Annotated in this window: 23 protein-coding genes; 15 read left to right on the plus strand and 8 right to left on the minus strand. The window is 54.3% G+C overall.

All coding sequences use genetic code 11. The features are described 5' to 3' along the window. Positions 1-28: 28 nt before the first annotated feature. Positions 29-934: a LysR substrate-binding domain-containing protein gene (locus tag G6Q29_RS00945; RefSeq protein ID WP_165464180.1), complete on the plus strand. Its 906-nt coding sequence runs from the start codon at positions 29-31 to the stop codon at positions 932-934. Positions 935-957: 23 nt separating this feature from the next. Here G6Q29_RS00945 and G6Q29_RS00950 read toward each other — a convergent pair whose 3' ends face one another. Further along, positions 958-1,386 (minus strand): OsmC family protein, encoded by a 429-nt coding sequence (locus G6Q29_RS00950; protein WP_003857069.1) that lies wholly within the window; start codon positions 1,384-1,386, stop codon positions 958-960. A gap of 69 nt (positions 1,387-1,455) precedes the next feature. Next, the gene (locus G6Q29_RS00955) at positions 1,456-2,343 is read right to left on the minus strand and encodes a LysR family transcriptional regulator (RefSeq protein ID WP_242637174.1); all 888 of its coding nucleotides are present in this window, start codon (positions 2,341-2,343) and stop codon (positions 1,456-1,458) included. A gap of 111 nt (positions 2,344-2,454) precedes the next feature. On the opposite strand from G6Q29_RS00955, the gene G6Q29_RS00960 reads away from it, so the two are divergent. The 7 genes from G6Q29_RS00960 (at position 2,455) to adhP (ending at position 9,645) form a co-directional block, all read left to right on the plus strand. After that, a complete protein-coding gene (locus G6Q29_RS00960) occupies positions 2,455-3,306 on the plus strand; it encodes a Vmh family MBL fold metallo-hydrolase (RefSeq protein ID WP_165464182.1) in 852 nt (283 codons plus the stop codon). A 51-nt stretch (positions 3,307-3,357) separates the two neighbouring features. Continuing rightward, positions 3,358-3,879, plus strand: a complete 522-nt coding sequence (locus G6Q29_RS00965) for a VOC family protein (RefSeq protein WP_165464183.1) — start codon at positions 3,358-3,360, stop codon at positions 3,877-3,879. A 140-nt stretch (positions 3,880-4,019) separates the two neighbouring features. Continuing rightward, positions 4,020-4,235: a biofilm-dependent modulation protein gene (gene bdm, locus G6Q29_RS00970; RefSeq protein WP_015570485.1), complete on the plus strand. Its 216-nt coding sequence runs from the start codon at positions 4,020-4,022 to the stop codon at positions 4,233-4,235. Positions 4,236-4,330: 95 nt separating this feature from the next. Continuing rightward, a complete protein-coding gene (sra, locus tag G6Q29_RS00975) occupies positions 4,331-4,468 on the plus strand; it encodes a stationary-phase-induced ribosome-associated protein (RefSeq protein ID WP_000841561.1) in 138 nt (45 codons plus the stop codon). 176 nt (positions 4,469-4,644) lie between these two features. Continuing rightward, positions 4,645-6,342 (plus strand): NAD-dependent malic enzyme, encoded by a 1,698-nt coding sequence (locus tag G6Q29_RS00980; protein WP_022648194.1) that lies wholly within the window; start codon positions 4,645-4,647, stop codon positions 6,340-6,342. Between the two features lie 386 nt (positions 6,343-6,728). Further along, a complete protein-coding gene (locus tag G6Q29_RS00985; protein WP_165464184.1) occupies positions 6,729-8,438 on the plus strand; it encodes an ABC-F family ATP-binding cassette domain-containing protein in 1,710 nt (569 codons plus the stop codon). Between the two features lie 196 nt (positions 8,439-8,634). Next, positions 8,635-9,645, plus strand: a complete 1,011-nt coding sequence (adhP, locus tag G6Q29_RS00990; protein ID WP_006810706.1) for an alcohol dehydrogenase AdhP — start codon at positions 8,635-8,637, stop codon at positions 9,643-9,645. Between the two features lie 39 nt (positions 9,646-9,684). Here adhP and G6Q29_RS00995 read toward each other — a convergent pair whose 3' ends face one another. Continuing rightward, the gene (locus G6Q29_RS00995; RefSeq protein ID WP_063451263.1) at positions 9,685-10,194 is read right to left on the minus strand and encodes an RrF2 family transcriptional regulator; all 510 of its coding nucleotides are present in this window, start codon (positions 10,192-10,194) and stop codon (positions 9,685-9,687) included. Positions 10,195-10,324: 130 nt separating this feature from the next. Here G6Q29_RS00995 and G6Q29_RS01000 point away from each other — a divergent pair, with 130 nt between their 5' ends. Then, on the plus strand, positions 10,325-11,527 hold the full coding sequence (locus tag G6Q29_RS01000) for an NAD(P)/FAD-dependent oxidoreductase (protein ID WP_165464185.1): 1,203 nt from the start codon (positions 10,325-10,327) through the stop codon (positions 11,525-11,527). Between the two features lie 39 nt (positions 11,528-11,566). Here G6Q29_RS01000 and araJ read toward each other — a convergent pair whose 3' ends face one another. After that, positions 11,567-12,742: an MFS transporter AraJ gene (araJ, locus tag G6Q29_RS01005; RefSeq protein ID WP_165464186.1), complete on the minus strand. Its 1,176-nt coding sequence runs from the start codon at positions 12,740-12,742 to the stop codon at positions 11,567-11,569. 161 nt (positions 12,743-12,903) lie between these two features. On the opposite strand from araJ, the gene ppk2 reads away from it, so the two are divergent. From ppk2 to G6Q29_RS01020, 3 genes are all read left to right on the plus strand, one after another. Further along, complete coding sequence (gene ppk2, locus G6Q29_RS01010) at positions 12,904-13,722, plus strand: polyphosphate kinase 2 (protein ID WP_165464187.1); 819 nt, start codon at positions 12,904-12,906, stop codon at positions 13,720-13,722. A gap of 102 nt (positions 13,723-13,824) precedes the next feature. After that, a complete protein-coding gene (locus G6Q29_RS01015) occupies positions 13,825-14,019 on the plus strand; it encodes a hypothetical protein (protein ID WP_242637175.1) in 195 nt (64 codons plus the stop codon). Positions 14,020-14,078: 59 nt separating this feature from the next. Then, on the plus strand, positions 14,079-14,336 hold the full coding sequence (locus G6Q29_RS01020) for a CcdB family protein (RefSeq protein WP_165464189.1): 258 nt from the start codon (positions 14,079-14,081) through the stop codon (positions 14,334-14,336). Positions 14,337-14,408: 72 nt separating this feature from the next. Here G6Q29_RS01020 and fdnI read toward each other — a convergent pair whose 3' ends face one another. The 3 genes from fdnI to fdnG are packed head-to-tail and all read right to left on the minus strand — an operon-like array spanning position 14,409 to position 19,001. Continuing rightward, positions 14,409-15,065 (minus strand): formate dehydrogenase-N subunit gamma, encoded by a 657-nt coding sequence (fdnI, locus tag G6Q29_RS01025; protein WP_148387176.1) that lies wholly within the window; start codon positions 15,063-15,065, stop codon positions 14,409-14,411. Next, positions 15,058-15,942 (minus strand): formate dehydrogenase subunit beta, encoded by an 885-nt coding sequence (gene fdxH, locus G6Q29_RS01030; RefSeq protein ID WP_003857048.1) that lies wholly within the window; start codon positions 15,940-15,942, stop codon positions 15,058-15,060. Before fdxH ends, fdnI begins: the two co-directional genes overlap by 8 nt. A gap of 11 nt (positions 15,943-15,953) precedes the next feature. Beyond that, positions 15,954-19,001, minus strand: a complete 3,048-nt coding sequence (gene fdnG / locus G6Q29_RS01035) for a formate dehydrogenase-N subunit alpha (protein WP_165464190.1) — start codon at positions 18,999-19,001, stop codon at positions 15,954-15,956. 220 nt (positions 19,002-19,221) lie between these two features. Between fdnG and yddG the strand changes: the two genes are divergently transcribed. Together yddG and ompC are read left to right on the plus strand one after the other, a co-directional pair. Next, positions 19,222-20,100 carry an aromatic amino acid DMT transporter YddG gene (yddG, locus tag G6Q29_RS01040; protein ID WP_165464191.1) on the plus strand — a complete coding sequence of 293 codons (879 nt, stop codon included), beginning with the start codon at positions 19,222-19,224 and terminating at the stop codon, positions 20,098-20,100. Positions 20,101-20,723: 623 nt separating this feature from the next. Continuing rightward, positions 20,724-21,797 carry a porin OmpC gene (ompC, locus tag G6Q29_RS01045; RefSeq protein ID WP_165464192.1) on the plus strand — a complete coding sequence of 358 codons (1,074 nt, stop codon included), beginning with the start codon at positions 20,724-20,726 and terminating at the stop codon, positions 21,795-21,797. Between the two features lie 44 nt (positions 21,798-21,841). On the opposite strand, the gene G6Q29_RS01050 is transcribed toward ompC, so the two are convergent. Further along, the gene (locus G6Q29_RS01050; RefSeq protein WP_165464193.1) at positions 21,842-23,332 is read right to left on the minus strand and encodes an MFS transporter; all 1,491 of its coding nucleotides are present in this window, start codon (positions 23,330-23,332) and stop codon (positions 21,842-21,844) included. 116 nt (positions 23,333-23,448) lie between these two features. Between G6Q29_RS01050 and G6Q29_RS01055 the strand changes: the two genes are divergently transcribed. Beyond that, positions 23,449-24,024 carry a TetR family transcriptional regulator gene (locus G6Q29_RS01055; RefSeq protein ID WP_165464194.1) on the plus strand — a complete coding sequence of 192 codons (576 nt, stop codon included), beginning with the start codon at positions 23,449-23,451 and terminating at the stop codon, positions 24,022-24,024. Positions 24,025-24,119 lie beyond the last annotated feature (95 nt).

Here is a 24,119-nt window from a genome sequence, read left to right on the forward strand (position 1 = left end):
CAGCAGGAAATAATCACAGGAGATTTACGTGGATCAGCTAATGGCAATGCGCGCCTTTACGCGGGTGGTTGAATCCGGAAGCTTTACCCGAGCGGCAGACTCCCTCAACATGCCGATAGCCACGCTTAGCAAGCTGGTAAAATCACTTGAATCGCACCTTGAAACACGGCTGCTGCATCGCACTACGCGCCGGGTGGTCACGACGGCAGAAGGCATGGAATACTACGAGAAAGCGCTACGGGTATTAATTGATATAGAGGACATTGATACCGCCTTTCGCGCCTCGTGCTGCACGCCCAAAGGCCATTTGCGTATTGACGTGGGGGGCTCAACCGCCCGGGACGTGCTGATCCCCCTGCTGCCGGATTTTTTTCAGCGCTACCCGGACCTGCGTCTCGACCTTGGGGTAGCCGATCGTCCGGTAGATTTAATCAGTGGAAACGTGGACTGCGTGATCCGCGGCGGCCCGCTGGACGACTCTTCCCTGATTGCCCGGCATATCGGCGACGCCAGGATGATAGCCTGCGCGACGCCTGGCTATCTCAAGACTCACGGCATTCCCGCCTATCCGCAGGAACTGCGTAACGGCCATAAGCTGATTAGCTACCTCTCCCCCGTTACCGGACGCGCATTCCCGTTTCGCTTTCTCGACCGGGGTGAGCCGCTGGAGATCGGCATTTCGCACCATCTTGGCGTCAATGAAAGCAACGCACATCTGGCCGCGGCGCTGGCGGGTTTAGGGATTATTCAGACGTTTGGCTATGCTGCGAGAGCGCATCTGGAAACGGGTGCGCTGGTAGAGATCCTGAGCGACTGGCGTCCTGAGGCGTATCCTTTTCACGTGGTCTATCCCCAGAGTCGGCACTTAACGCATCGCCTGAGAGTGTTTATTGCGTGGCTTGCCGAGGTTTTCCCTGCTGCGGTGAAAGGTTAGCCGGGCATTTGCCCGGCCTGATATCAGTTGAGTTTGTAATCCAGCGTGATTTCGGCTTTCAACAGCTGCGACACCGGACAACCCGCCTTCGCTTTCTGGATAATGCCGTCGAACTGCTGCGGATCGATACCGGGTACCGTCACCTTGCTTTGCAGTGCGACTTTGCTGATGGCAAAACCGCTGTCGGTTTTATCGAGCGAGACATCCGCCGTGGTATCGATGGAATCGGCGGTATAACCCGCTTCGCCCAGCATTAGCGACAGGGCCATAGAGAAACAGGCCGCGTGCGCTGCGCCAATCAGCTCTTCCGGGTTGGTCCCTTTTTCGCCCTCGAAGCGAGTGTTAAAGCCGTAAGGTTGCTGGTTAAGGACGCCACTCTCTGTTGAAACCGTCCCTTTACCGCGTTTGATGTCGCCAGACCAGTGTGCTGAACCGTGCTTATGAATCGTCATTCTTGCTCTCCTTTTGGCTTACAAAGGGATAAGTATAGGACGCATAATCCATTTTGCAGGGAAGACAGACTAGTCCGAGCGCGTGGCAAGGTGATTTGCCAGCGCGTCGAGGAACACACGCTGCGCCGCAGGCTGATAGTCTCGTGACTGATAAATACCAAAAATACCGATCGGTTTTGGCGTAAAGGCGCTGAGCACCGGCACCAGACTTCCCTGGCTTAGCGCCGCCTCGGCCTCGCGCTCGGGCAGCATGGCAATACCACAGTGATTTATCGCCGCCTCCATCAGCAGTGACGATATGCTGGCGCTGAGATTGCCGCTGACCGCCGTCGCGATCGGCTCCCCTTCGGGCGTCAAAAAACGCCACGACTGACCGGCAAAAAAGCTGTAATGCAGACAGTTGTGCCGGGCTAAATCCTCCAGCTGCTCTGGAACGCCCCTGCTGGCAAGGTAGTGCGGCGAGGCGCAAAGTACGGACCGACACTCTCCCAGTCGACGGGCGATCATGCCCGGTTCGGGGTTATCGGTGATGCGGATCGCCACGTCAATTCGCTCGCCCACCAGGCTTACCGGATGGTTGTTAACATCCAGCTCAATGCGCAGCTGAGGGTAACGCTGCAAAAGATCGGGCAGCACCGGAGCGATAATCTGCATCGCGGTAAAGTGCGCGCAGGCGATGCGAAGCGTGCCTGAGGGTAAGTCCTTCACTGACTGATCTTCAATTTCCTGAGAAATTTGCGAGAGCGTGCGGGTCTTTTGCAGGACCTTCTCCCCCGCCGCCGTCAGCGTCAGCTTGCGGGTGGAGCGATTTACCAGACGCGCCCCGGCCCACTTCTCCATCTGCTCCAGATAGCGGCTCACCATCGGACGGGAGATCCCCAGCGCCCGCGCCGCCGCGCTTAAACTCCCCAGCTCGCAGATGCGGTTGTACACCTGGGCGGCAATCACGCGATCCATTTTGACCTCCATTTGCTCGATTTATGAAACTAAGCATCTCCTGTTTCAGGAATTCTGGCAAATGCAGAGATCCGTACAATAGAGACTTTCCTGAATAACAGAGACATGATCATGACCATCGCCCGCCTTGCTTTGCTGACAACCCTTTTCACTCCGGCCGTCTTTGCCGCGCCGTTGACCGTTGATACGTACAACCCGCAGGAAAAAGGCATTTTTGCCGTTTCCTCCACGCTGGTATCTGGCCCGAAAGACGCGGTACTGTTTGACGCCCAGTTCAGCGTGAAAGATGGCGAAGCGCTGGTAAATAAAATTCGCCACAGCGGTAGAACGCTGAGCAAAATCGTGATCACTTCCGGCGATCCGGATTTCTATTTCGGCCTGCAACCGCTGGTGAAAGCCTTCCCTGACGCCAAAGTTGTCGCCACGCAACAGGTGGTGGACCATATCAGGGCCACAAAAGACGCGAAGCTCGCCTTCTGGGGGCCACAGATGAAAGACGGCGCGCCGACGCAGCTCTACGTGCCGCAAGTGCTTGCCTCAACCACCTTTATGATTGACGGTGAAAGAGTGAATATTGAAGAGCCTGAGAGCTATGCGGCGTATGTCTGGATCCCATCCGCAAAAACCATCCTCGGCGGCACGGGCGTCTCGTGGGGCATTCACGTCTGGACGGCGGATACCCAAACGCCGGAAAGCCGCAAACAGTGGCAGCAGACGCTGGATAGCATGGCAGCCCTTAAGCCCGAACGGGTTATTCCAGGCCACTACCTTGGGACACCGCCAGCGGGTGCCGGCGCTATCGACTTTACCCGTCACTATCTTCAGCAGTTTGAACAGGCCCTCACGACACATAAAGCGTCAACCGGCGTCATCAGTACGATGAAAAAACAGTGGCCGAGCCTGGCGGAAGCCAGTTCGCTGGAGCTGAGTGCCAAAGTGAATACCGGCGAAATGAAGTGGTAATAGCCTGATTATCTCCTGCTATATTTAAATTTTTTATAGCAGGAGTTAACTATGCCATCGTCAGTAAGGGGCATCGACCATATCGGTATTACGGTGCCCGACATTGAAAAAGCCACCCTATTTTTTGAACGCGCTTTCGACGCCCGGGTTTTATATCATTCTGTCGATGCGCAAACCGATAATATTGATCAGCCCGCCCAGCAGCACACCTTAAAATTATTTCCCGGCACAAAAATTCACGCCATTCGCATGCTTGTCATGCCCCATGGACCCGGCATAGAACTGTTCGAAATGCATGGCCCTGAACAGGGTATGCCCGCCCGCGCCAGCGACTTTGGCCTACAGCATTTTGCTGTTTATGTTGATGATTTTGACAAGGCGATAGCCGCTTTCACCGCAGCCGGCGGAGAGATGTTTACCGAGCCAAAGCCGCTCACGTTTCCGGATGAGCAAGGTGAAGGTAATGCTTTCTGTTACGGTCAAACTCCCTGGGGCAGTATTGTGGAATTGATCTCCTGGCCGACGCCCATGCCTTATGAAAAAACGACAAATTTACGCCGCTGGAAACCCTGAATTTTATTTCCGTGCTTCAGAACTTGATATTTTTATTTCCAGGACGAATCTGAACCACAACGGCAAAAATATTTGCCAATCTGAATATGAATTACGATTTGCACGCCGTAACATTAAACAGACAACGACACGGAGGCAGCATGTTTACTTATTACCCGGCACATACCACAGCAGCACAACCCGAACTCGTTAACGCGATTGCGCAGGGTCTTCAGGCAGAGCACGGTGTTGTTACCGAAGATGACATTTTGATGGAACTGACCAGGTGGGTGGAAGCCACAGACAATGACATCCTCAGTGACATCTACCAGCAAACCATCAACTATGTGGTCAGCGGGCAAAATGCACCTTTGTAAAAACCTGCTAAGCTGGATCTGCAACCTAAGGGGTTACATTTCGTTTGCGTGAGCAAACTTGTCCTTAAAACTATCAACGGGATTGAGGAGTTAATATGAAATCGAACCGTCAGGCACGCCACATTCTGGGACTGAACTACAAGCTCTCTAACCAGCGCAAAGTGGTTATTGAAGAGGGGAGCGAAACGCAAGTGACCCACGCCACCGGCAGGAAACGTCAGGCAGGCAAGTAAGTTCCAGTACGAAATCCACAACACCATCGGTTACCCCGGTGGTGTTTTTGTTTATGTGTTGCGGTAATTAATATTTAGCTCCTTTATAATACCGCCCGACCGCACCCCGTAGCACAGGCCAGAAAGATGACAAACAGCAGTGTCAGGGACGGATCTTCTTAAAAAGAGTGAGTGACATGGACAACAAACTGAAAAAACATCGTTCCCTTTATATTCCTTACGCCGGTCCGGTTTTACTGGAGTTTCCCCTTCTGAACAAAGGCAGCGCCTTTAGCATGGAAGAGCGCAGCAGCTTTAACCTGCTGGGCCTGCTGCCTGAAGTGGTTGAAACCATTGAAGAACAGGCGGAACGTGCCTGGATCCAGTATCAGGGCTTTAAAACCGAAATCGATAAGCACATCTACCTGCGTAATATTCAGGACACCAACGAAACCCTCTTCTACCGCCTGGTGCAGAACCATCTCGAAGAGATGATGCCCGTTATTTACACCCCCACCGTGGGCGCGGCGTGTGAACGCTTCTCAGAGATCTACCGTCGTTCCCGCGGTGTGTTCATCTCCTATCAGAACCGTCACAACATGGACGACATTCTGCAAAACGTGCCTAACCACAACATCAAGGTGATCGTGGTGACCGATGGCGAACGTATTCTGGGCCTCGGCGATCAGGGCATTGGCGGGATGGGGATCCCTATCGGCAAGCTTTCGCTGTATACCGCCTGCGGCGGGATCAGCCCGGCTTACACCCTGCCGGTGGTACTGGACGTGGGGACCAACAACCAGCAGCTGTTGAACGATCCGCTGTACATGGGCTGGCGTCACCCGCGCATTACCGACGACGAGTACTATCAGTTTGTTGATGATTTCATCCAGGCCGTGAAGCACCGCTGGCCGGACGTGCTGTTGCAGTTCGAAGACTTCGCGCAGAAAAACGCCATGCCGCTGCTGAACCGCTACCGCGATGAGATCTGCTCGTTCAACGACGACATTCAGGGTACTGCGGCAGTAACCGTGGGCACGCTGATTGCCGCGAGCCGTGCGGCAGGTAGCCAGCTCAGCTATCAGAAAATTGTCTTCCTGGGTGCAGGCTCCGCGGGCTGCGGCATCGCCGAGCAAATTATTGCCCAAACCCAGCGTGAAGGCTTAAGCGAAGAGCTGGCCCGCTCCCGCGTCTTTATGGTGGACCGTTTTGGTCTGCTGACCGACGGTATGCCAAACCTGCTTCCGTTCCAGACCAAACTGGTGCAGAAGCGCGAAAACCTGAAAAACTGGGATACGGATAACGAAGTGCTCTCGCTTCTTGACGTGGTGCGCAACGTGAAGCCGGACATTCTGATCGGCGTATCCGGGCAGACCGGCCTCTTCACGGAAGAGATTATTCGCGAGATGCACAAGCACTGCGAACGCCCTATCGTGATGCCGCTGTCTAACCCGACTTCACGCGTGGAGGCAACGCCGCAGGACATTATCGCCTGGACCGAAGGTAAGGCCTTGGTCGCGACCGGCAGTCCGTTCGATCCGGTGGTGTGGAAGGACAAGCTCTATCCCATTGCACAGTGCAATAACTCCTATATCTTCCCGGGTATAGGTCTGGGGGTTATCGCCTCAGGCGCGTCACGTATCACGGATGAAATGCTGATGTCCGCGAGCGAAACGCTGGCAGGCCACTCTCCGCTGGTGAATAACGGTGAAGGCCTGGTACTGCCGGAGCTGAAGGACATTCACAAAGTATCCCGCGCAATTGCCTTCGCGGTGGGAAAAATGGCGCAGCAGCAAGGCGTCGCGGTAAAAACCTCTGCTGACGCGTTGCAGCAGGCGATTGACGATAACTTCTGGATGCCGGAATACCGTAGCTATCGTCGTACATCGATTTAAGCATTGCCCCTCACCCAGCCCTCTCCCCAAAAGGGAGAGGGTGAAAGCCGCACCGGACAATCCCCTCGCCCCTTTGGGGAGAGGTTAGGGTGAGGGGAATATACGGCAGTTCCCACTAGCCAAACCCATTTTCCCCCGCTACACTCCCTTCATCCATTAACCTACTGAATATATAAGGAGGCCAATTATGCTGTACTGTGAAATTTTCAATGTTTCACATACATTTGGTGATCGCACCAGCTCAAGCGTTATCGGTATCGTGCTGCGATAACTTCCGCTTGAGCGAAGACACCAACCCCTGAAATCCCTTCTCTCGGGCTTACTGAGTTATCGTCAGCGATGTTTGACGAGGCATAAACATGCCTGTAACTCCTGGGTAAGCAACAATGAGCACTCTACTTACTGCACATTCTTTACGCGTTGATACGGCGTTCGGTACGCTCTTCGACTCTCTCTCCTTTACGTTAATAAAAGGCGATCGCATTGGTCTGCTGGGTGATAACGGCTGCGGAAAAAGTTCGCTGCTGAAAATCCTCGACGGGACGCAGCCCCCTGCTGCCGGAACCGTTTCGCTGGCGGGACATTGCCTGCTGGCGCGCGTGGAACAACATCTGCCGGAGACGCTTTATCCTCTGACCATGCTGGATGCGGTGCTGGCGCAGCTGCCGATGGGTGAGCGCGACAGCTTACGTTGGAAAGCCGAGTCGCTGCTGGCCGGAATGGGCTTCACGGTGCAGGAAACCTTGTTGCAATCCGCTACGCTGAGTGGCGGTCAGCATACGCGTTTGCTGCTGGCGCGGGCGTTGATAAACGATCCGGATCTGCTGCTGCTGGACGAACCGAGCAACCACCTCGATTTGCCGACCCTGCTGTGGCTGGAGCAATTTTTACAAAACTGGTCCGGCAGCTTTGTGCTGGTCTCACACGACAGGCAGCTGCTGGACGCGGTAACCAACGGCAGCTGGATCCTGCGTGATAAAACGCTGCACACCTTTGCCCTTCCCTGCACTGCCGCCCGTCAGGCGCTGGATGCGAAAGACGAAAGTGATGCGCAGCGCCATAAGGCAGAGCAAAAAGAGATCGACCGCGTTACGGCCAGCGCCAGGCGCCTCGCGACCTGGGGCAAGGTCTATGACAATGAAGATCTCGCCCGCAAGGCTAAGCAGATGGAAAAACAGGTCGAACGCCTGAAAGAGAACCAGACGGAACTGACGGCGGGAAGCCCGTGGACCTTAACCCTGCGCGGGGACGCGCTTCGGGCCGATCGCCTGCTGGAAATGACCGACCTCGGCGTGCCCCCGGCGCCAGGTCTGCCAGACCTGTTTACCCTCGACAGCGCGCGGCTGAAGAGCGGCGATCGCGTGGCGATTGTGGGTCGTAACGGCTGCGGGAAATCGTCGCTGCTGAAGCTTATCTGGCGACATTTTCGCGACGAAATCGCAGACGATCGGCTTAAACGTCATCCGCGCGTCTCGGTCGGCTACTACGACCAGACGCTGCACCAGTTGCCGGACGATGCGGCGCTGCTTGATGCGCTGGAGCCTTTCGTGCCAGATCCGCAGACCCGTAAAATGGCGCTCATCAGTGCAGGGTTCCCGTGGGCGCGTCACGGGCAAAAGGTCAGTACGCTGAGCGGCGGGGAACGTTCGCGCCTGCTGTTCGTCGGCCTGACGCTTGCACGCTATAGTCTGCTGATGCTGGACGAGCCGACCAACCACCTGGACATGGAAGGCAAAGAGGCGCTGGCAGAAACGCTGCAACAGTTTGAAGGCGGAGTGCTGCTGGTGAGCCACGATCGTCAGTTAATTAGCCAGAGCTGTAACCGCTTCTGGCTGATTGAGGACGGCAGGCTAAGCGAATGGCACGATGCGGAGGCGGTGTTTGAGCGCCTGCGTGAGGACACCGGTCCGGTTGTACCTGCGGCGTCGAAGGCCGCATCGAAGGCACCCTCTTCAGCGTCTGACGATCTGCTCGAACGCCTGATTGCCCTGGAAACGCTGCTGGAAGAAGATTTGGCGCGCAAGCCAAAACATCAAAAACCGCAGTTACAGGCGCAATGGCGAAAAGAGATTGAGGTGATAGAAGCGCAACTGTAAATCTGAGCCCGGCGGTGATGTCGCCGGGCCAGTGTTTTTCACCCCAATTAATTAGGGGTACAGCCTTTTCTTAATCCGAAAATGCATCAAATAATGACATTATGTTGCGGTTGCCTTGCATTACAGCGCCAAAGTATTAATCCTTAATGGGTAATCAGACCTGCTATGCAGATACTCATCATGAAAGGAGAAACACATGAAGGCTGCTGTTGTCACTCAGGATCATCAGGTTAATGTCACAGAAAAAACCTTGCGCGCGCTCAAACATGGTGAAGCGCTGCTGAAGATGGAGTGCTGTGGCGTTTGCCATACCGACCTCCATGTTAAGAATGGCGATTTTGGCGACAAGACGGGGGTGATCCTCGGCCACGAAGGGATTGGGATCGTCAAAGAAATTGGTCCGGGCGTCACGTCGCTAAAAGTGGGCGATCGTGCAAGCGTGGCGTGGTTCTTCGAAGGCTGCGGCCACTGTGAATATTGTAATACCGGCAACGAAACCCTGTGCCGTGACGTGAAAAACGCCGGTTACTCCGTTGACGGCGGCATGGCGGAAGAGTGCATCGTGACCGCAGATTACGCGGTTAAAGTCCCGGACGGGCTGGACTCTGCGGCGGCCAGCAGCATCACCTGCGCCGGTGTCACCACCTATAAAGCGGTAAAAGTTTCTGACATCAAACCCGGCCAGTGGATTGCGATCTACGGTCTGGGCGGTCTGGGCAACCTCGCGCTGCAATACGCAAAAAATGTCTTCAATGCGAAAGTAATCGCCATTGACGTGAACGATGAGCAGCTTAAGCTCGCTGCCAGCATGGGCGCAGACTTAACGGTGAACTCCCGCAGTGAAGATGCGGCAAAAGTGATTCAGGAGAAAACCGGCGGAGCACATGCGGCGGTGGTGACGGCGGTGGCGAAAGCGGCCTTCAACTCTGCCGTTGACGCAGTTCGCGCCGGAGGCCGCGTGGTGGCTGTTGGCCTGCCGCCGGAAGCGATGAGCCTGGATATTCCACGTCTGGTCCTGGATGGGATTCAGGTAGTGGGTTCCCTGGTGGGTACCCGCCAGGATCTGCTCGAAGCCTTCCAGTTTGCGGCTGAAGGTAAGGTGAAACCGAAAGTTACGATGCGCCCACTGGAAGATATCAACGCCATCTTCAAAGAGATGGAACAGGGCCAGATCCGTGGCCGTATGGTGATTGATTTACGTTCTTAATCGCAGTGGCCGGGTAGCGGCTCTGCCCTGCCCGGCTTTTCACGTGGACGAACGGCGATCGGAAATCCATTCCTGAACCTCGATCTGGAACGTGTCCGGCGCTTTTCGATACATCTTCCGCGCAAGATCCAGGATGGTATGGCGCCCTAACTCCTCTTCCATCCGCTGCTGCGCGCTGTCCATGACCGAGCGCACCCCACAAGGGCCGTCACAGACCCAGGCAGGTGGTGTTTCATCAAACACCGCCAGGCGCTGACGCACTTCCCGACACTCAAACATATTCTTCTCGCCGTCAATGGCGTGCGCCACGTCCAGCACGGTGATCAGCTCCGCCGGACGCGCCAGCCGGAACCCGCCCCCTTTGCCTTCGGTGCTGATGACCAGCCCCGCGCGTGATAAACGGGTGAAGATTTTTCCAAGATAGTCGTACGGCACGCCCTGCAAGGCCGCCATCTCCCGGACGCTCATCTCACGCTCATTGCCTTTTGCATCCACCATACACATCAGGCTATGAATGCCATATTCCACACCAGAACTGTAAAACGCCATGGCTCACTCCGGGTCATTGTTCGCTGCATTATAACGATTTTTAACTCAGAAAGAAGTTGTCGCAGTTAACTCCGACAAGTATAGTGGCAGTTATGTCAGACATACAGCCTGACGCACTAAAGGATCGAGTATGAAAAAGCAGATTTTAATTGTGGGTAGTGGGTTTTCCGGTATGTGGGCTGCGGTCAGCGCCGCGCGCCTTTCAGCTCTGGAGGGCAACAATAGCCTCAGCATTGCCGTGCTGGCCCCTGTTGCGGAACTGCGCGTTCGCCCACGCTTTTATGAAGAGAACGTGTCGACGATGGTCGCGCCGCTGACCGAACTGTTTGCTGAGCTGGGCATTACCTTTATCATGGGCGAAGCACAGCGTATTGAAACCACATCTAAAACGGTTTTCTATCGCGATTCAAACGGCACCGCAGCACGGGTAAGCTATGAACGTCTGATCCTCGCAACCGGTAGCCAGACTAAACGCCCTCCTGTTGCCGGTCTGGCTGAATACGCCTTTGATATCGACCAACTCGACTCTGCCAGGTTGTTTGAGCAACATCTTGATTCGCTGGTTTCACGCCCCTCCACCCCAGAGCGCAATACCGTGGTCGTGTGTGGCGGCGGCTTTACCGGCATTGAGCTGGCAACGGAACTCCCTGACCGACTCCGCACGCGTTTCGGCGCCGATACAAAGACTAAAGTAATCGTAGTTGAAAGGGGTGCAGCCATTGGCGGGCGCTACAGCGAGGCGCTGCGTCACACAATTGAAGAAGCAAGCAACGCGCTGGGCGTTGAATGGCGTTTAAACAGTGAAATTGAAGCCATCGATGCCAGCGGCGTAACGCTAAAAAACGGAGAGCGCATTGCCAGCGCCACTGTAGTGTGGACGGCAGGGGTAGAAGCTAACCCCCTCAGTCTGCAAATTGACGGGGAACGCGATACTCAGGGACGGCTGATCGTCACCAACACGTTGCAGGTTCCTGCGCATCCTGAGGTTTACGCGACGGGTGATATGGCGCATGCCAAAACGGACGATGCGGGCAACACGGCGCTGATGACCTGCCAGCACGCGATCCAGCTGGGGAAATTCGCCGGACACAACGCGGCGGCCAGCCTGCTAAACCTGAAGCCGTATCCTTACCGTCAGGTGAACTACGTCACCTGTCTGGATTTGGGGGGCTGGGGCGCGGTATACACCGAGGGCTGGGAACAGCGCGTGAAATCCGTACGCGAAGAAGGCAAGAAGATCAAAGTCGCCATTACCAACGAACTGATTTACCCGCCAGCAGCAGACAAAGCGGTTGCTTTTGCCGCCGCTGACCCGCTGGCGAAATTCGTTTAGTTCACTCCTGCGCCGGCGACCAGCCGGCAAAGTGTGGAATCAGGCCAGCGCACCTGCGTGGGCCTGACGCTTTTTGGCATATAAGTAACCATACACCAGCAGAGAGGTCATCGCTGAGAAGGATAAGATCGCTGCCGGCAGCGTGACATAGCTCCAGCTAAAGCCGAGCGTAATCATCATTCCACCGAAATACGCGCCAATGGCGCTGCCGAGGTTAAACGCCATTTGTCCGCCTGCGGCTCCCAGCATCTCGCCGCCTTTCGCATTTTGCAGCAGCAGAATTTGCAGCGGCGCAGAGAGCGCAAACAGCCCGGCGCAGCAGACGAATCCCATTACCAGTGAAGCAGTTTTAAGCTCGCCAAAGGCAAACAACGCCAGCAGCGTAGCCACAATCACCAGGTCGGTGGTAGCAGCAATACGCAGCGGGCTAAAGCGCGACGACAGCTTGCCGCTGAACACATTACCGAGCACCATGCCCAGCCCCATCAGCATCATGATCGCGGTCATAACCCCCTCGGAGAATCCTGACACGTTGACCATAAACGGCTTCACGAAGCTAAACCAGGCAAACACCCCGGCATTGCCAAACATCGTAGCGGCAAAAATTAGCCACGGTTCCGGTTTCTTCAGGAAATGGAATTGTTCTGCCAACCGCGTGGATGGAGTGTCGCGAATGTCTGGCACCCACAGCAGAACAGACAGGATCACCAGCGCATCGAAGACCGCTATTAAGAAGAAGGTATAACGCCAGTTTAATTCGTGTCCGAGCCACGTTCCGAGCGGCACGCCAAGCAGGTTGGCAACGGTCATCCCGGCGATCATTCCGGCCACAGCGACCGTCACTTTACCGGGTGGTGCGATTTTTGACAGGATTATCGCCCCCACACCGAAAATCGCACCATGCGGGAAACCAGAGATTAAGCGCCCGGCCGCCAGTCCTACGTAGGTGTGAGAGAAAGTGAAGAGCGCATTGCCGACGACGCACATCGCCATCAAAAACAGCAGGGTTGTTTTCAGCGAGAATTTGCTGGAGAACAGCGCCACAATCGGCGCGCCGATCACCACACCAAAAGCGTAAAACGAAATCATATTTCCGGCGGAGGGAATCGAAATTCCCGTATCGTGAGCCAGATCTGTCAGTACGCCCATGATGCCAAACTCAGCCATCCCCAGGCCAAAGGTACCCAGTGCTAACGAAAAAATTGTCTTTTTCATACCGCGACCAATGTTGAAAATTATGCAGCGTGCATTATTGATTAAACTTGTATGGTGAACCAGTTCAAATCAGCTTTCTGACACATTAATCCATTCATTCAGGTCGATTACACTCTTAGTACGGCCTCGATCCCGCGACCGTACACACAGGGAGACCCACCATGGTCAATAAGAAGAAAACCCGAGTTGTTGTTGATGTCGCTAAAAATGCGCCACTCAAAACCAAAGCGTACGAACAAGAGCTTCGCCGCCTCCATGTTGAACTGGTTAAGCTCCAGCAGTGGGTGGTCGCCAAAGGGCTAAAAGTCTGTATTGTTTTTGAAGGGCGAGACGGCGCCGGTAAGGGAGGCACTATCAAGGCCATCACTGAACGCGTCAGCCCCCGGGTATTTCGCGTTGTTGCGCTGCCGGCCCCCACCGATAAAGAGAAAAGTCAGCTCTATTTTCAGCGTTACGTTCCCCATCTGCCCTCTGCCGGGGAAATCGTTATTTTCGACCGCAGCTGGTACAACCGCGCGGGCGTGGAAAGGGTCATGGGTTTCTGTACCGAGGAGCAGGCCGAAAAATTTCTTGATGGAACGCCGGTGATGGAAAAAGCGATGGTCGATGCCGGGATCATCCTGTTGAAATACTGGCTTGAAGTAACGCCAAAAGAGCAGGAGCGCCGCCTGCGCGATCGCATTAATGATGGTCGCAAGATCTGGAAGCTGTCTCCAATGGACATTAAATCTTTCAATCTTTGGGATGAATATACCCTCGCCCGCGACGCGATGTTTAAAGCGACCGACACCGCCTGGGCGCCGTGGTTTGTGGCGCGCTCAGAAGATAAAAAACGGGTGCGGCTGAATATTATTTCGCATCTGCTTTCCCAGATCCCCTATAAAGAAATTCACGTAGACAAAGTGGATTTACCGAAACGTAAGATCGGCAAAGTGAAGCCTACAAAATATCCCTTCCGCTATATTGCAGAGCGGTTTTGATATTACTGGAAGACGGCTCGCATAATGTAGACTGCCAGGAGAAACAGTATTGTTTTTTGTTGGCTGCGGTTGATAATGACCGCACCAACAAAGGAGAAACCGATGAAACGCACGGCAGAATCCCCCCCTACCAGACCTGAAGCAGCAATAAAGCCTACAACCCATGCTATGCCAGGCTCGACACCATCACATCCGCTATCAGAAGCGGATCGTGCATTTATACGAGCAATGAATGAGTTTGTGGAGAAACATGGAACTATCACTGATGATGAGTTTTTCAGGGTGCTTCAATGTTGAGACAATTTAATGTTTATCGTAATACATCTGCGGCAACGCGGGACCAGCTTCCTTAGTATATGCTTATCCAGGATGATTATTATGACGATCACCCCACTCGCGTCATTGTAACCCTCGCGAGAAATAACAGGCTACCGCTATGGCAGAGCCAGCTGGCTACAGGCGTTAATATCGAATTTGAAACCTTTCTGATTTATTCGCCAATGATAACTAATATCAATAATCAGAAAATTCATCCAAAACACTTTGTTTGTCATTTACGTAACGCTCGTCAGGATGTTATAGCAACAATTGATCGCTTACTGACTAACACATGACCCCAGCCTGCCAGGCAGTTATTCCTGCCCGCGCAAGCGCAGCGCCGCCGGACAATGCCGACGGCGCAAGGTTTACTTCAATCCTTCCGAACTCTCTTTTTGCGCTTCAAGACGCTCAACGTCCCGATACCAGCGCGGATGGTGTTTTTGCGCCCAGCGGCGGCTCACCTTCCCTTCAATCATGCCTTTAATCGATCCTTTCACCCAGAAGGCCATATACATATGGATCAGGATGGCGTGGATCAGAATAATGGCCGAGGTCGCGTGGATCAGCAGCGCGTAGCGCACCACCTGGATCGGGAAATATTGGGCAAAATACGGACGCCAGATAATCACTCCGGTCACCAGCAGCACGAAAATCATGCTCATGATGGTCCAGAACATCATCTTCTGCCCGGCGTTGTATTTACCCACCTTCGCGACTTTATGCTCGTTGCCTTTCAGAACCTCAACAATCCCTTTTAGCCACGGAATATCCTGCCTGTCAGGGATGTTGTGATGAACAAAACGCACGAACATAAACATCAGCACCACGAAAATCAGCACGCCGAAGAACGGATGCAGAATGCGCCCCATCTGCGGTGTACCGAATGTTTCCGTGAGCCACTGTAGCGTCGGGAAGAAGAACGAAATGCCGGATACCGCCACCAGGAAGAAACAGATGACCACCGTCCAGTGACAGGCGCGATCGACAAATTTTGTGCGCACTATCATTTTCGACTTACTCATGATGCTCCTCCTCGTCGTCATCCACCTCTTTATTCGGCCCGATACCGATGTAGTGATAAATCAGCCCGGCAAAGGTGGCGATAAAGCCCGCCGCTGAGAGCGGCTTAAGCGCCCCTTTCCACAGGTTGATTGAGGTATCGATCGCCGGATCTTTCGGCAGATTGTGATACAGCTCCGGCTGGTCATTGTGGTGCAGAACATACATGACGTGCGTACCGCCCACGCCCTGCGGGTTATAAATCCCTGCCTTGTCATAGCCGCGTGCTTTGAGCTTATCCACCCGCTGCTGCGCCACCTCCAGCATCTCTTTTTTGGTGCCGAAGTGGATCGCCCCGGTAGGACATGTCTTCACGCAGGCAGGCTCCTGTCCGACGCTGACGCGATCGACGCACAGCGTGCATTTATAGACCCGGTTATCCTCTTTATTGAGACGCGGAATATTAAACGGACAGCCTGCAATGCAGTAACCGCAGCCGATGCAATTATCCTGCTGGAAGTCGACAATCCCATTGGCGTACTGAATGATTGCGCCAGCGGACGGGCACGCTTTCAGGCAGCCCGGATCTTCACAGTGCATACAGCCATCTTTTCGGATCAGCCACTCCAGTTTGCCGTTCTGATCGGTTTCGCTAAAGCGCATCACCGTCCAGGATTTAGCGCTCAGGTCAGCCGGATTATCGTAAACGCCTACGCAGTGCCCCACCTCGTCGCGGATATCATTCCACTCTGAACAGGCTACCTGGCAGGCCTTACAGCCCACACAGGAGGAGACATCGATCAGCTTGGCGACTTCTGCCTTGTAATCCCGCGCGCGGGGCGCGGGCGTTATCGGGTTGGTCGCGGAGCGTTTAATAATGTCTTGTGTTTCCATCGCCATTTAATCGCTCCTTACGCTTTCTCGATGTTGACCAGAAACGCTTTGTACTCCGGCGTTTGCGAGTTGGAATCGCCGACGTTTGGCGTCAGGGTATTAGCGATGTAGCCTTTCTGCGCCACCCCTTCAAACCCCCAGTGCAGCGGTATGCCGACGGTTTCCACCTGCTGGCCATGCACATTCAGCGTTTGCAGACGACGGGTAACCACCGCTACCGCGCGAATAAAGCCGCGCTTGCTGCTGACCTTCACGCGATCGCCATTGGCAATGCCCTTCGCCTTCGCCAGCGTTTCGCTTATCTCCACAAACTGTTCAGGCTGCGCGATGGCGTTAAGCCGCGCGTGCTTGGTCCAGGTATGGAAATGCTCGGTCAGGCGGTAGGTGGTTCCCACATAAGGGAATTTGTCCTTTTTACCTAAACGCAGCACGTCGTCTTCATAAATGCGCACCACCGGGCTGGACACCACGTTCGGGTGCAGCGGGTTGGTCCCCAGCGGCGTTTCCATCGGCTCGTAGTGTTCCGGGAACGGCCCTTCCGCCAGTTTATCGATGGCAAACAGACGTCCCAGCCCTTCCGGCTGCATGATAAACGGCCCGGTGTTGCTGCCCGGCGCGGCGGTGTTGAAGTCCGGGATATCGTTCCCCGTCCACTTCGAGCCGTTCCACTCGATCAGCATGCGTTTTGGATCCCACGGCTTACCGTTTACGTCTGCGGAGGCACGGTTGTACAGTACGCGGCGGTTCAACGGCCACGCCCATGCCCAGCCCAGGGTGTTACCCAGGCCTGACGGATCGGCGTTATCGCGGTTGGCCATCTGGTTACCCTGCTCCGTCCAGCTGCCGGCGTAGATCCAGCAGGAAGAGGCCGTGGTTCCGTCGTCACGCAGCAGCGCAAAGCTGTTCAGCAGCTGGCCCTTCTTCGCCACCAGATTGCCGTTGGCATCGTACAGGTCGGCCAGCGCCACGCCGTTGTTCTCTTTTGCCACCTCTTCGGACTCTGGACGATCCGGCTGCTTGTAGTTCCAGCTCATCTTCAGCAGCGGCTCAGCGCCTTTGCCGCCTTCTGTGCGGTACATCTCGCGCAGACGATGGTAAATGCCCGCCAGAATTTCGCCGTCATTACGCGCTTCGCCCGGCGCATCCTGACCTTTCCAGTGCCACTGTAGCCAGCGGCCAGAGTTGGCAATAGAACCGTCCTCTTCCGCAAAGCAGGTCGATGGCAGGCGGAACACCTCGGTCTGGATCGCTGCCGGATCGACATCGTTCGATTCACCGTGGTTCTGCCAGAACGTAGACGTTTCGGTGACCAGCGGATCGATAACCACCATGTACTTCAGCTTGCTCAGGCTGCGAACGACCTTGTTTTTATCCGGGAATGATGCCACCGGGTTAAAGCCCTGGCAGATATACCCCGTGACGTCGCCCTTATCCATCATGTTGAAATACTTGATGACATCGTAAGCCTGGTCCCATTTCGGCAACCACTCAAAGCCCCAGTCATTCTCTTTCTGCGCCGCGTCGCCGTAGAACGATTTCATCAGGCTGACGGCAAACTTCGGATAGTTACTCCAGTAGTTCACCTGGTCCGGACGCGTCGCCTTTGGCGTGTTAGCGTCAAGCCAGCTTTGCCAGTCGGTCTGCTTCTCGGACGGCAGGGTCAGGTAACCCGGCAGGCTCGTCGACAACAGGCCGAGGTCGGTTAAGCCCTGAATGTTAGAGTGTCCGCGCAGGGCGTTCACGCCGCCACCGGCCATCCCCATGTTGCCGAGCAGCAGCTGGATCATCGCCATGGTGCGAATGTTCTGTGCGCCCACAGTATGCTGCGTCCAGCCCAGCGCGTACAGGAATGTAGTGGTTCTGTCGGCGGCGCTGGTGGAGGCCAGCACGTCACACACTTTCAGGAAGTCCGCTTTTGGCGTACCGCAGATGTTTTCCACCACGTCCGGCGTATAGCGGGAAACGTGCTGCTTCAGCAAGTTCCACACGCAGCGGGGATCGCTCAGGGTCTCATCGCGTTTTGCGTAGCCGTTTTCGTCGAACTGATAGTTCCAGGACGATTTATCGTACTGACGTTTTTCCGCGTCATAGCCGCTGAACAGGCCATCTTCAAAGGCGAAATCTTCCCGCACCAGCAGGCTGGCGTTGGTGTAGTGCTTAACATATTCCGCGTTGATCTTATTGTTTTCGATCAGGTACAACAGTACGCCGGAAAGGAACGTAATGTCCGTACCGGAGCGGATCGGCGCATAAATATCAGCCACCGATGCCGTACGCGTAAAGCGCGGATCGACGACGATGAGCGTCGCATCGTTGTTGTTTTTCGCTTCCATCGCCCAGCGGAATCCCACCGGATGGGCTTCAGCGGCGTTACCGCCCATCACTACCACGACGTTAGCGTTTTTGATATCAACCCAGTGGTTGGTCATCGCACCGCGACCAAATGTTGGAGCAAGACTTGCTACCGTTGGTCCGTGTCAGACGCGCGCCTGGTTATCAACTGCCAGCATGCCGAGGGAGCGCACAAACTTCTGCGTCAGCATGCCGGTTTCATTACTTGCCGCGGACGCGCACAGCATCCCGGTGGAGGTCCAGCGGTTTACCGTGATGCCCTGCTCGTTCTTCTCAATAAAATTGGCGTCGCGATCCGCTTTCATCAGTTTTGCGATTCGGGAGAACGCCTCGTCCCAGGAGATGCGCTGCCATTTGTCGGAACCCGGCGCACGATATTCCGGATAGCGCAGGCGGTTTTCACTGTGAACGTAGTCCAGCAGCCCCGCCCCTTTCGGGCAAAGCGCCCCGCGGCTCACCGGATGATCCGGATCCCCTTCAATATGATAAATCGCTTCTTTGGCGTTCTTTGCGCCATCCCCCAGGCTATACATTAATAGCCCACAACCCACGGAGCAGTATGTGCAGGTGTTACGGATCTCTTTCGCGCGCAGCAGTTTATAGTTGCGTGCCTGAGCCAGCGCCATTTTGGGAGCGAATCCCAGCATTGCGGCTGTTGTTCCGGCCATACCGCCCGCGCAGATTTTAAAAAATTGTCTGCGGCTGACGTCCATTGCTGTCCTCGTTATCTGATAAGACTTCGCGCCGCAAACTAACAGCAAAGCCCCTGTTTTTTTTGCGTCAAATCAAGGTCGCCAGACTTCGCCCCCTTAATAGTCACTGCCCGTACGATTTGTTAATCCTTTCGGGTTAATAGGCTCTCTGAAAATTCGCCAGGTGAAGTAAATAGATGCTATAAGTTTTCCCTTTGATTTTTAGAAGACTGGCAGGGTAATGGACAGAAAAAGAGCAACGCTGACAGGCCTGGCGGCCATAATGCTGTGGAGCACCATGGTGGGTCTTATCCGCAGCGTCAGTGAAGGACTGGGCCCGGTGGGCGGCGCGACGATGATTTACACCGTCAGCGGGCTATTGTGTCTGGTGACGGTAGGTTTTCCGGATCTTCGGCGTTTTTCCACGCGCTATCTCATTGCGGGCAGCATCCTGTTCGTCAGCTATGAAATGTGCCTGGCCCTGTCGCTGGGATATGCCGCAACGCGCTCACAGGCGATTGAAGTGGGTATGGTCAATTATCTGTGGCCAAGCCTGACGATTGCGTTCGCGATTTTGTTTAACGGGCAAAAAACCACCCTGTGGGTGATCCCCGGGCTTCTCATCTCGCTGTTGGGGGTGTGCTGGGTTTTAGGTGGCGAAAACGGTCTGCAACTGAATGATATCATGCAGAACGTCGTTTCCAGTCCGCTAAGTTATGGGCTGGCGTTTGCTGGCGCTTTTATCTGGGCCGCCTACTGCACCGTCACCAGCAAGTATGCCCAAGGGCAAAATGGCATTACCCTGTTCGTGCTGCTGACTGCCCTGAGCCTGTGGATTAAATATGCCGTGAGCGATCAGCCCGACATGATGTTCAGCGTGCCGGTCGTGTTGAAACTATTAATGTGCGGTGTTGCCCTTGGCTTTGGCTACGCCGCATGGAATATTGGTATTCTCCACGGTAACGTGACGGTGCTTGCGGCTGTCTCCTATTTCACTCCCGTTCTTTCCGCCGCACTGGCCGCATTTTTACTCAACTCCCCGCTTTCATTTTCATTCTGGCAAGGGGCGATAATGGTCTGTGCCGGATCGTTGTTGTGCTGGTACGCCACCCGCAAATAATCGCGTTATTCCTGCCGGCACGGAATATGCCGTCAGGAATTTAACAGTATTTTAATGCGTGATCACATTCAAGAATAAAACTTATAACATTCGTTTGGGTTTATGTTTCCGTATAGAGTGCAATTGAAAAGCCAGCTCGTTGCGAAAATTGACACAAACTGACAACCAAGGTAATTAATTCACCCGCAATACTTCCGAACTATATAGCACGATATGCAATAGTTTATTTCTGATTATTTCTGTCCAAAGTAAGACCTTTTCTGGCCGCCAAACAACTAACAAACTGTTTTGAAAGAGATTATTGCGCACTTCCCTTTCCCGTTCTGCGCCAACACGTGTTAATTTCGTTGAAAAACTAAAACCCCATAAAACTATATACAGCCATATTATTCCGACTATTTAATAATCATTATATGTATATATATTAATCTGGCTGGGCCCTGTACGGGCAATTTTTCGGATCAAGGTCACATTAATTGAAATTTTTTTAAATATTTTGAAACTTATTATTGAAAGCAGACTATGGAATTCTAAAAATAGTCTGCCATTGACGATAAGCCTCGTTTAAAAATCGTTCAGGTGGCTTAGGAAATACCTAAATAAAATTATAAGGATTAATTAAGATGAAACTTAAATTAGTTGCAGTGGCAGTGACTTCCCTGATGGCGGCTGGCGTAGTTAACGCGGCTGAAGTTTTTAACAAAGACGGTAACAAACTGGATCTGTACGGCAAAGTTACGGGTCTGCACTATTTTTCTGATGACGCTGGTAGCGACGGCGACAAAACGTATGTTCGTCTGGGCTTTAAAGGTGAAACGCAGATCAACGATCGGCTGACCGGCTACGGCCAGTGGGAATATGAGTTCAAGGGCAACCGCTCTGAAGCCGAAGGTTCTGACGGCAACAAAACGCGTCTGGCCTACGCTGGTCTGAAATTCGATGAGTTCGGTTCTTTCGACTACGGTCGTAACTACGGTGTTGCTTATGACATCGGCGCATGGACTGACGTTCTGCCAGAGTTCGGTGGCGATACCTGGACGCAGACTGACGGCTTCATGACCGGCCGCACCACTGGCGTTGCAACCTACCGTAACACCGACTTCTTTGGTCTGGTTGACGGCCTGAACGTGGCTGCTCAGTACCAGGGTAAAAACGACCGTAACGACATCACCGAATCCAACGGTGACGGCTGGGGTCTCTCTTCTACCTATGAATTCGACGGCTTCGGTGTGGGTGCGACCTACGCGAAATCTGACCGTACCGACCGCCAGGTTCGTGCAGCAAGCAACCTGAACGCCGGTGGCGAAAACGCAGAAGTCTGGGCTGCTGGCCTGAAGTACGATGCGAACAACATCTACCTGGCAACCACCTACTCTGAAACCCGCAATATGACGGCGTTCGGTAACGGTCACGTTGCGAACAAAGCGCAGAACTTCGAAGTTGTGGCTCAGTACCAGTTCGACTTCGGTCTGCGTCCATCCATCGCTTACCTGAAATCCAAAGGTAAAGACATCGGTTCTTATGGCGACCAGGACCTGGTGGAATACGTTGACGTTGGCGCAAGCTACTACTTCAACAAAAACATGTCCACCTACGTTGATTACAAAATCAACCTGGTTGACGACAGCCAGTTCACTAAAGATGCCAAAGTGGCTACCGACAACATCGTGGCAGTGGGTCTGACCTACCAGTTCTAAGATTTGTTAATTTAAAAGGCCAGCCCTCGCGGCTGGCCTTTTTTTTACTGCTGCCCTCCCACCTTCGCCAGACTAAACCAGATACCCACAGCCAGGATCAGCAGCATGCCTCCCGCGCTGCTCAGGGCCACGCTGTGCGAGGTGATGAACGCGGTTTTCGCCGCCGTTATCAATGACTCGGCCAGCGTCGGCGTCAACTCTTGCGCAACCTTCATCGCCTCACCGATTGACGATGAGGCTTTATCGGCAAGCGACGCGCTCATCCCCTGCGGCAGTACAATCGACGCCGAAAAGCTGCGTGTTAGCAACAAACCGAAAATGGCGATCCCCAGACCGGCACCCAGCTCATAGGACATAGTTTCGATCGCGCCTGCGGCGGCCGCTTTCTCTTTCGGTGCGGCGGCCATGATCGCTGACGTCGATGCCAGCAGTGCGCTGGCGGCACTGAAGCCCAGCAGCACCATCAGGCTCCACGCCTGCCACTGTTGGGTGCTGAAATCGAGCGTCGACAGGCCGATAAAGCTGAGCGCGCTTAACCCCATGCCTCCGGCTGCGACAATGCGCAGCCCAAGACGTCCGACCAGTACGCCAGCGATCGGCCCGCTAAATCCGCTCGCCACCATCACCGGCAGCATAAATATCCCTGCTTCAAACGGCGTAAAACCATGCACGAACTGCAATTCCTGCGCCATCAGCAGTTCAAATCCCACCAGCGCAATCATGGCGGTCATGGCCATTACCACGCCGCTTAAAATGATGCGATGACAAAACAGACGCATGTCGATCATTGGTACGTTTGCACGCAGTTGGATTCGAACGAAGATAAACAACATCACCGCACCGGTAAGTAGCGTACAGGCTACCATCCACGGCGACAGCGTCCCTTTCAGGGCAGTTTTAGCGCTATAAACCAGCAGTAAAATGGCGACAATCAGCATGATGGCATGGCTGATATTGAGTGGCTGCTCCGGACGCCCCTGCTGAGCAGGCACAAAGCGCGCAGCAAGCAAAACCACGACTAGCACGATCGGCACGTTAATCAGGAATACCGATCCCCAGTAAAAGTGTTCCAGCAACATGCCGCCAATCAGCGGGCCAAACGCCGCACCGCCCGAACCAACAGCCGCCCAGACGCCAAGGGCGATATTACGTCGCCGCGCGTCAATAAACAGGGTGCGGATCCCTGCAAGCGTAGCAGGGATGATCATCGCTGCACCAATTGCCAGCGATGCGCGGGCAACTATCAGCCAGCCAGCGGACGGCGCAAAAGCCGCCGCTAACGATGACAGGCCAAACAGCACGCTGCCGATCGTCAGCAGGCGCTTGAAACCAATGCGATCGCCCAGCGCGCCCATCGGCAGCACCATCCCCGCCATCACCAGAGAGTAGATATCAATAATCCACAGCAATTGGTTGCCGCTGGCACCCAGCGTCATGCTCAATGTTGGCGCCGCCACGTGCAGCACCGTCGCGTCAATCGCCACCGGGATATACACCAGTACGATAATCACTAACGCTAACCACTGACGAAACATAAATTTCCTTATTACTTAAAAACTGGACACATGTCCAGATTGCGATCCTACTTAAAGTTGAACACTTGTCCAGCTCTTTGTTACACTCGTTTCGTTGCCATTGAGAGTGAGAGAATATGCGTTATCTGAGCAAGGACGAACGGCGGGAAGAAATTTTACAGGCCGCGATGCGCGTGGCGCTGACGGAAGGATTAACAGCGATGACCGTGCGCCGTATCGCCACCGAAGCGGGGGTCGCTACCGGGCAGGTTCACCATCACTTTGCGTCTGCGGGCGAGCTTAAATCCCTGGCGTTTGTGCGGCTGATCCGCGATTTGCTTGATGCTGAAATCGTGGGCGAAAACGCCGGATGGCGCGAGCGCCTGCATGCTATGCTCGGTAGCGATGACGGCGGGTTTGAACCCTACATTCGACTGTGGCGGGAGGCGCAAATTCTTGCCAGCCGTGATAGCGACATCAAAGGCGCTTACATTTTGACAATGGAGATGTGGCACCAGGAGACGGTCGCGATTATCCGTGCCGGGGCAGAGGCCAACGCTTTTACGCTTTCTGACCAGCCTGAAAATATCGCCTGGCGATTGATCGGCCTGGTATGCGGGCTGGACGGCATATACGTCTTAAATATGCCTGAAATGGACGACGCGGCATTTAATAAGCATCTGGATAAACTTATCTCCCTCGAATTGAATTAATACTCCCCTCGGGGTATTAATTTCCGCGAATCGTTACAATTAGTAACACATAAAGCGAACCCTGATTCCCATTCCAAACTCAGGGATTCGCTTTT

It is taken from the genome of Enterobacter cloacae (assembly GCF_011078175.1).
Taxonomy (GTDB): Bacteria; Pseudomonadota; Gammaproteobacteria; order Enterobacterales; family Enterobacteriaceae; genus Enterobacter; species Enterobacter cloacae_Q.

What these genes read in the sequence shown, in the direction of transcription:
- yddG (WP_165464191.1), top strand. Translation starts at nt 19,222, where the DNA reads ATGGACAGAAAAAGAGCAACGCTGACAGGCCTGGCGGCCATAATGCTG.
- G6Q29_RS01015 (WP_242637175.1), top strand. Translation starts at nt 13,825, where the DNA reads ATGAAACGCACGGCAGAATCCCCCCCTACCAGACCTGAAGCAGCAATA.
- G6Q29_RS00960 (WP_165464182.1), top strand. Translation starts at nt 2,455, where the DNA reads ATGACCATCGCCCGCCTTGCTTTGCTGACAACCCTTTTCACTCCGGCC.
- G6Q29_RS01020 (WP_165464189.1), top strand. Translation starts at nt 14,079, where the DNA reads ATGCTTATCCAGGATGATTATTATGACGATCACCCCACTCGCGTCATT.
- bdm (WP_015570485.1), top strand. Translation starts at nt 4,020, where the DNA reads ATGTTTACTTATTACCCGGCACATACCACAGCAGCACAACCCGAACTC.
- adhP (WP_006810706.1), top strand. Translation starts at nt 8,635, where the DNA reads ATGAAGGCTGCTGTTGTCACTCAGGATCATCAGGTTAATGTCACAGAA.
- G6Q29_RS00955 (WP_242637174.1), bottom strand. Translation starts at nt 2,343, where the DNA reads ATGGATCGCGTGATTGCCGCCCAGGTGTACAACCGCATCTGCGAGCTG.
- G6Q29_RS00950 (WP_003857069.1), bottom strand. Translation starts at nt 1,386, where the DNA reads ATGACGATTCATAAGCACGGTTCAGCACACTGGTCTGGCGACATCAAA.
- G6Q29_RS00965 (WP_165464183.1), top strand. Translation starts at nt 3,358, where the DNA reads ATGCCATCGTCAGTAAGGGGCATCGACCATATCGGTATTACGGTGCCC.
- sra (WP_000841561.1), top strand. Translation starts at nt 4,331, where the DNA reads ATGAAATCGAACCGTCAGGCACGCCACATTCTGGGACTGAACTACAAG.
- fdnI (WP_148387176.1), bottom strand. Translation starts at nt 15,065, where the DNA reads ATGAGTAAGTCGAAAATGATAGTGCGCACAAAATTTGTCGATCGCGCC.
- G6Q29_RS01055 (WP_165464194.1), top strand. Translation starts at nt 23,449, where the DNA reads ATGCGTTATCTGAGCAAGGACGAACGGCGGGAAGAAATTTTACAGGCC.
- araJ (WP_165464186.1), bottom strand. Translation starts at nt 12,742, where the DNA reads ATGAAAAAGACAATTTTTTCGTTAGCACTGGGTACCTTTGGCCTGGGG.
- G6Q29_RS00980 (WP_022648194.1), top strand. Translation starts at nt 4,645, where the DNA reads ATGGACAACAAACTGAAAAAACATCGTTCCCTTTATATTCCTTACGCC.
- G6Q29_RS01000 (WP_165464185.1), top strand. Translation starts at nt 10,325, where the DNA reads ATGAAAAAGCAGATTTTAATTGTGGGTAGTGGGTTTTCCGGTATGTGG.
- G6Q29_RS00985 (WP_165464184.1), top strand. Translation starts at nt 6,729, where the DNA reads ATGAGCACTCTACTTACTGCACATTCTTTACGCGTTGATACGGCGTTC.
- fdxH (WP_003857048.1), bottom strand. Translation starts at nt 15,942, where the DNA reads ATGGCGATGGAAACACAAGACATTATTAAACGCTCCGCGACCAACCCG.
- G6Q29_RS00995 (WP_063451263.1), bottom strand. Translation starts at nt 10,194, where the DNA reads ATGGCGTTTTACAGTTCTGGTGTGGAATATGGCATTCATAGCCTGATG.
- ppk2 (WP_165464187.1), top strand. Translation starts at nt 12,904, where the DNA reads ATGGTCAATAAGAAGAAAACCCGAGTTGTTGTTGATGTCGCTAAAAAT.
- ompC (WP_165464192.1), top strand. Translation starts at nt 20,724, where the DNA reads ATGAAACTTAAATTAGTTGCAGTGGCAGTGACTTCCCTGATGGCGGCT.
- G6Q29_RS01050 (WP_165464193.1), bottom strand. Translation starts at nt 23,332, where the DNA reads ATGTTTCGTCAGTGGTTAGCGTTAGTGATTATCGTACTGGTGTATATC.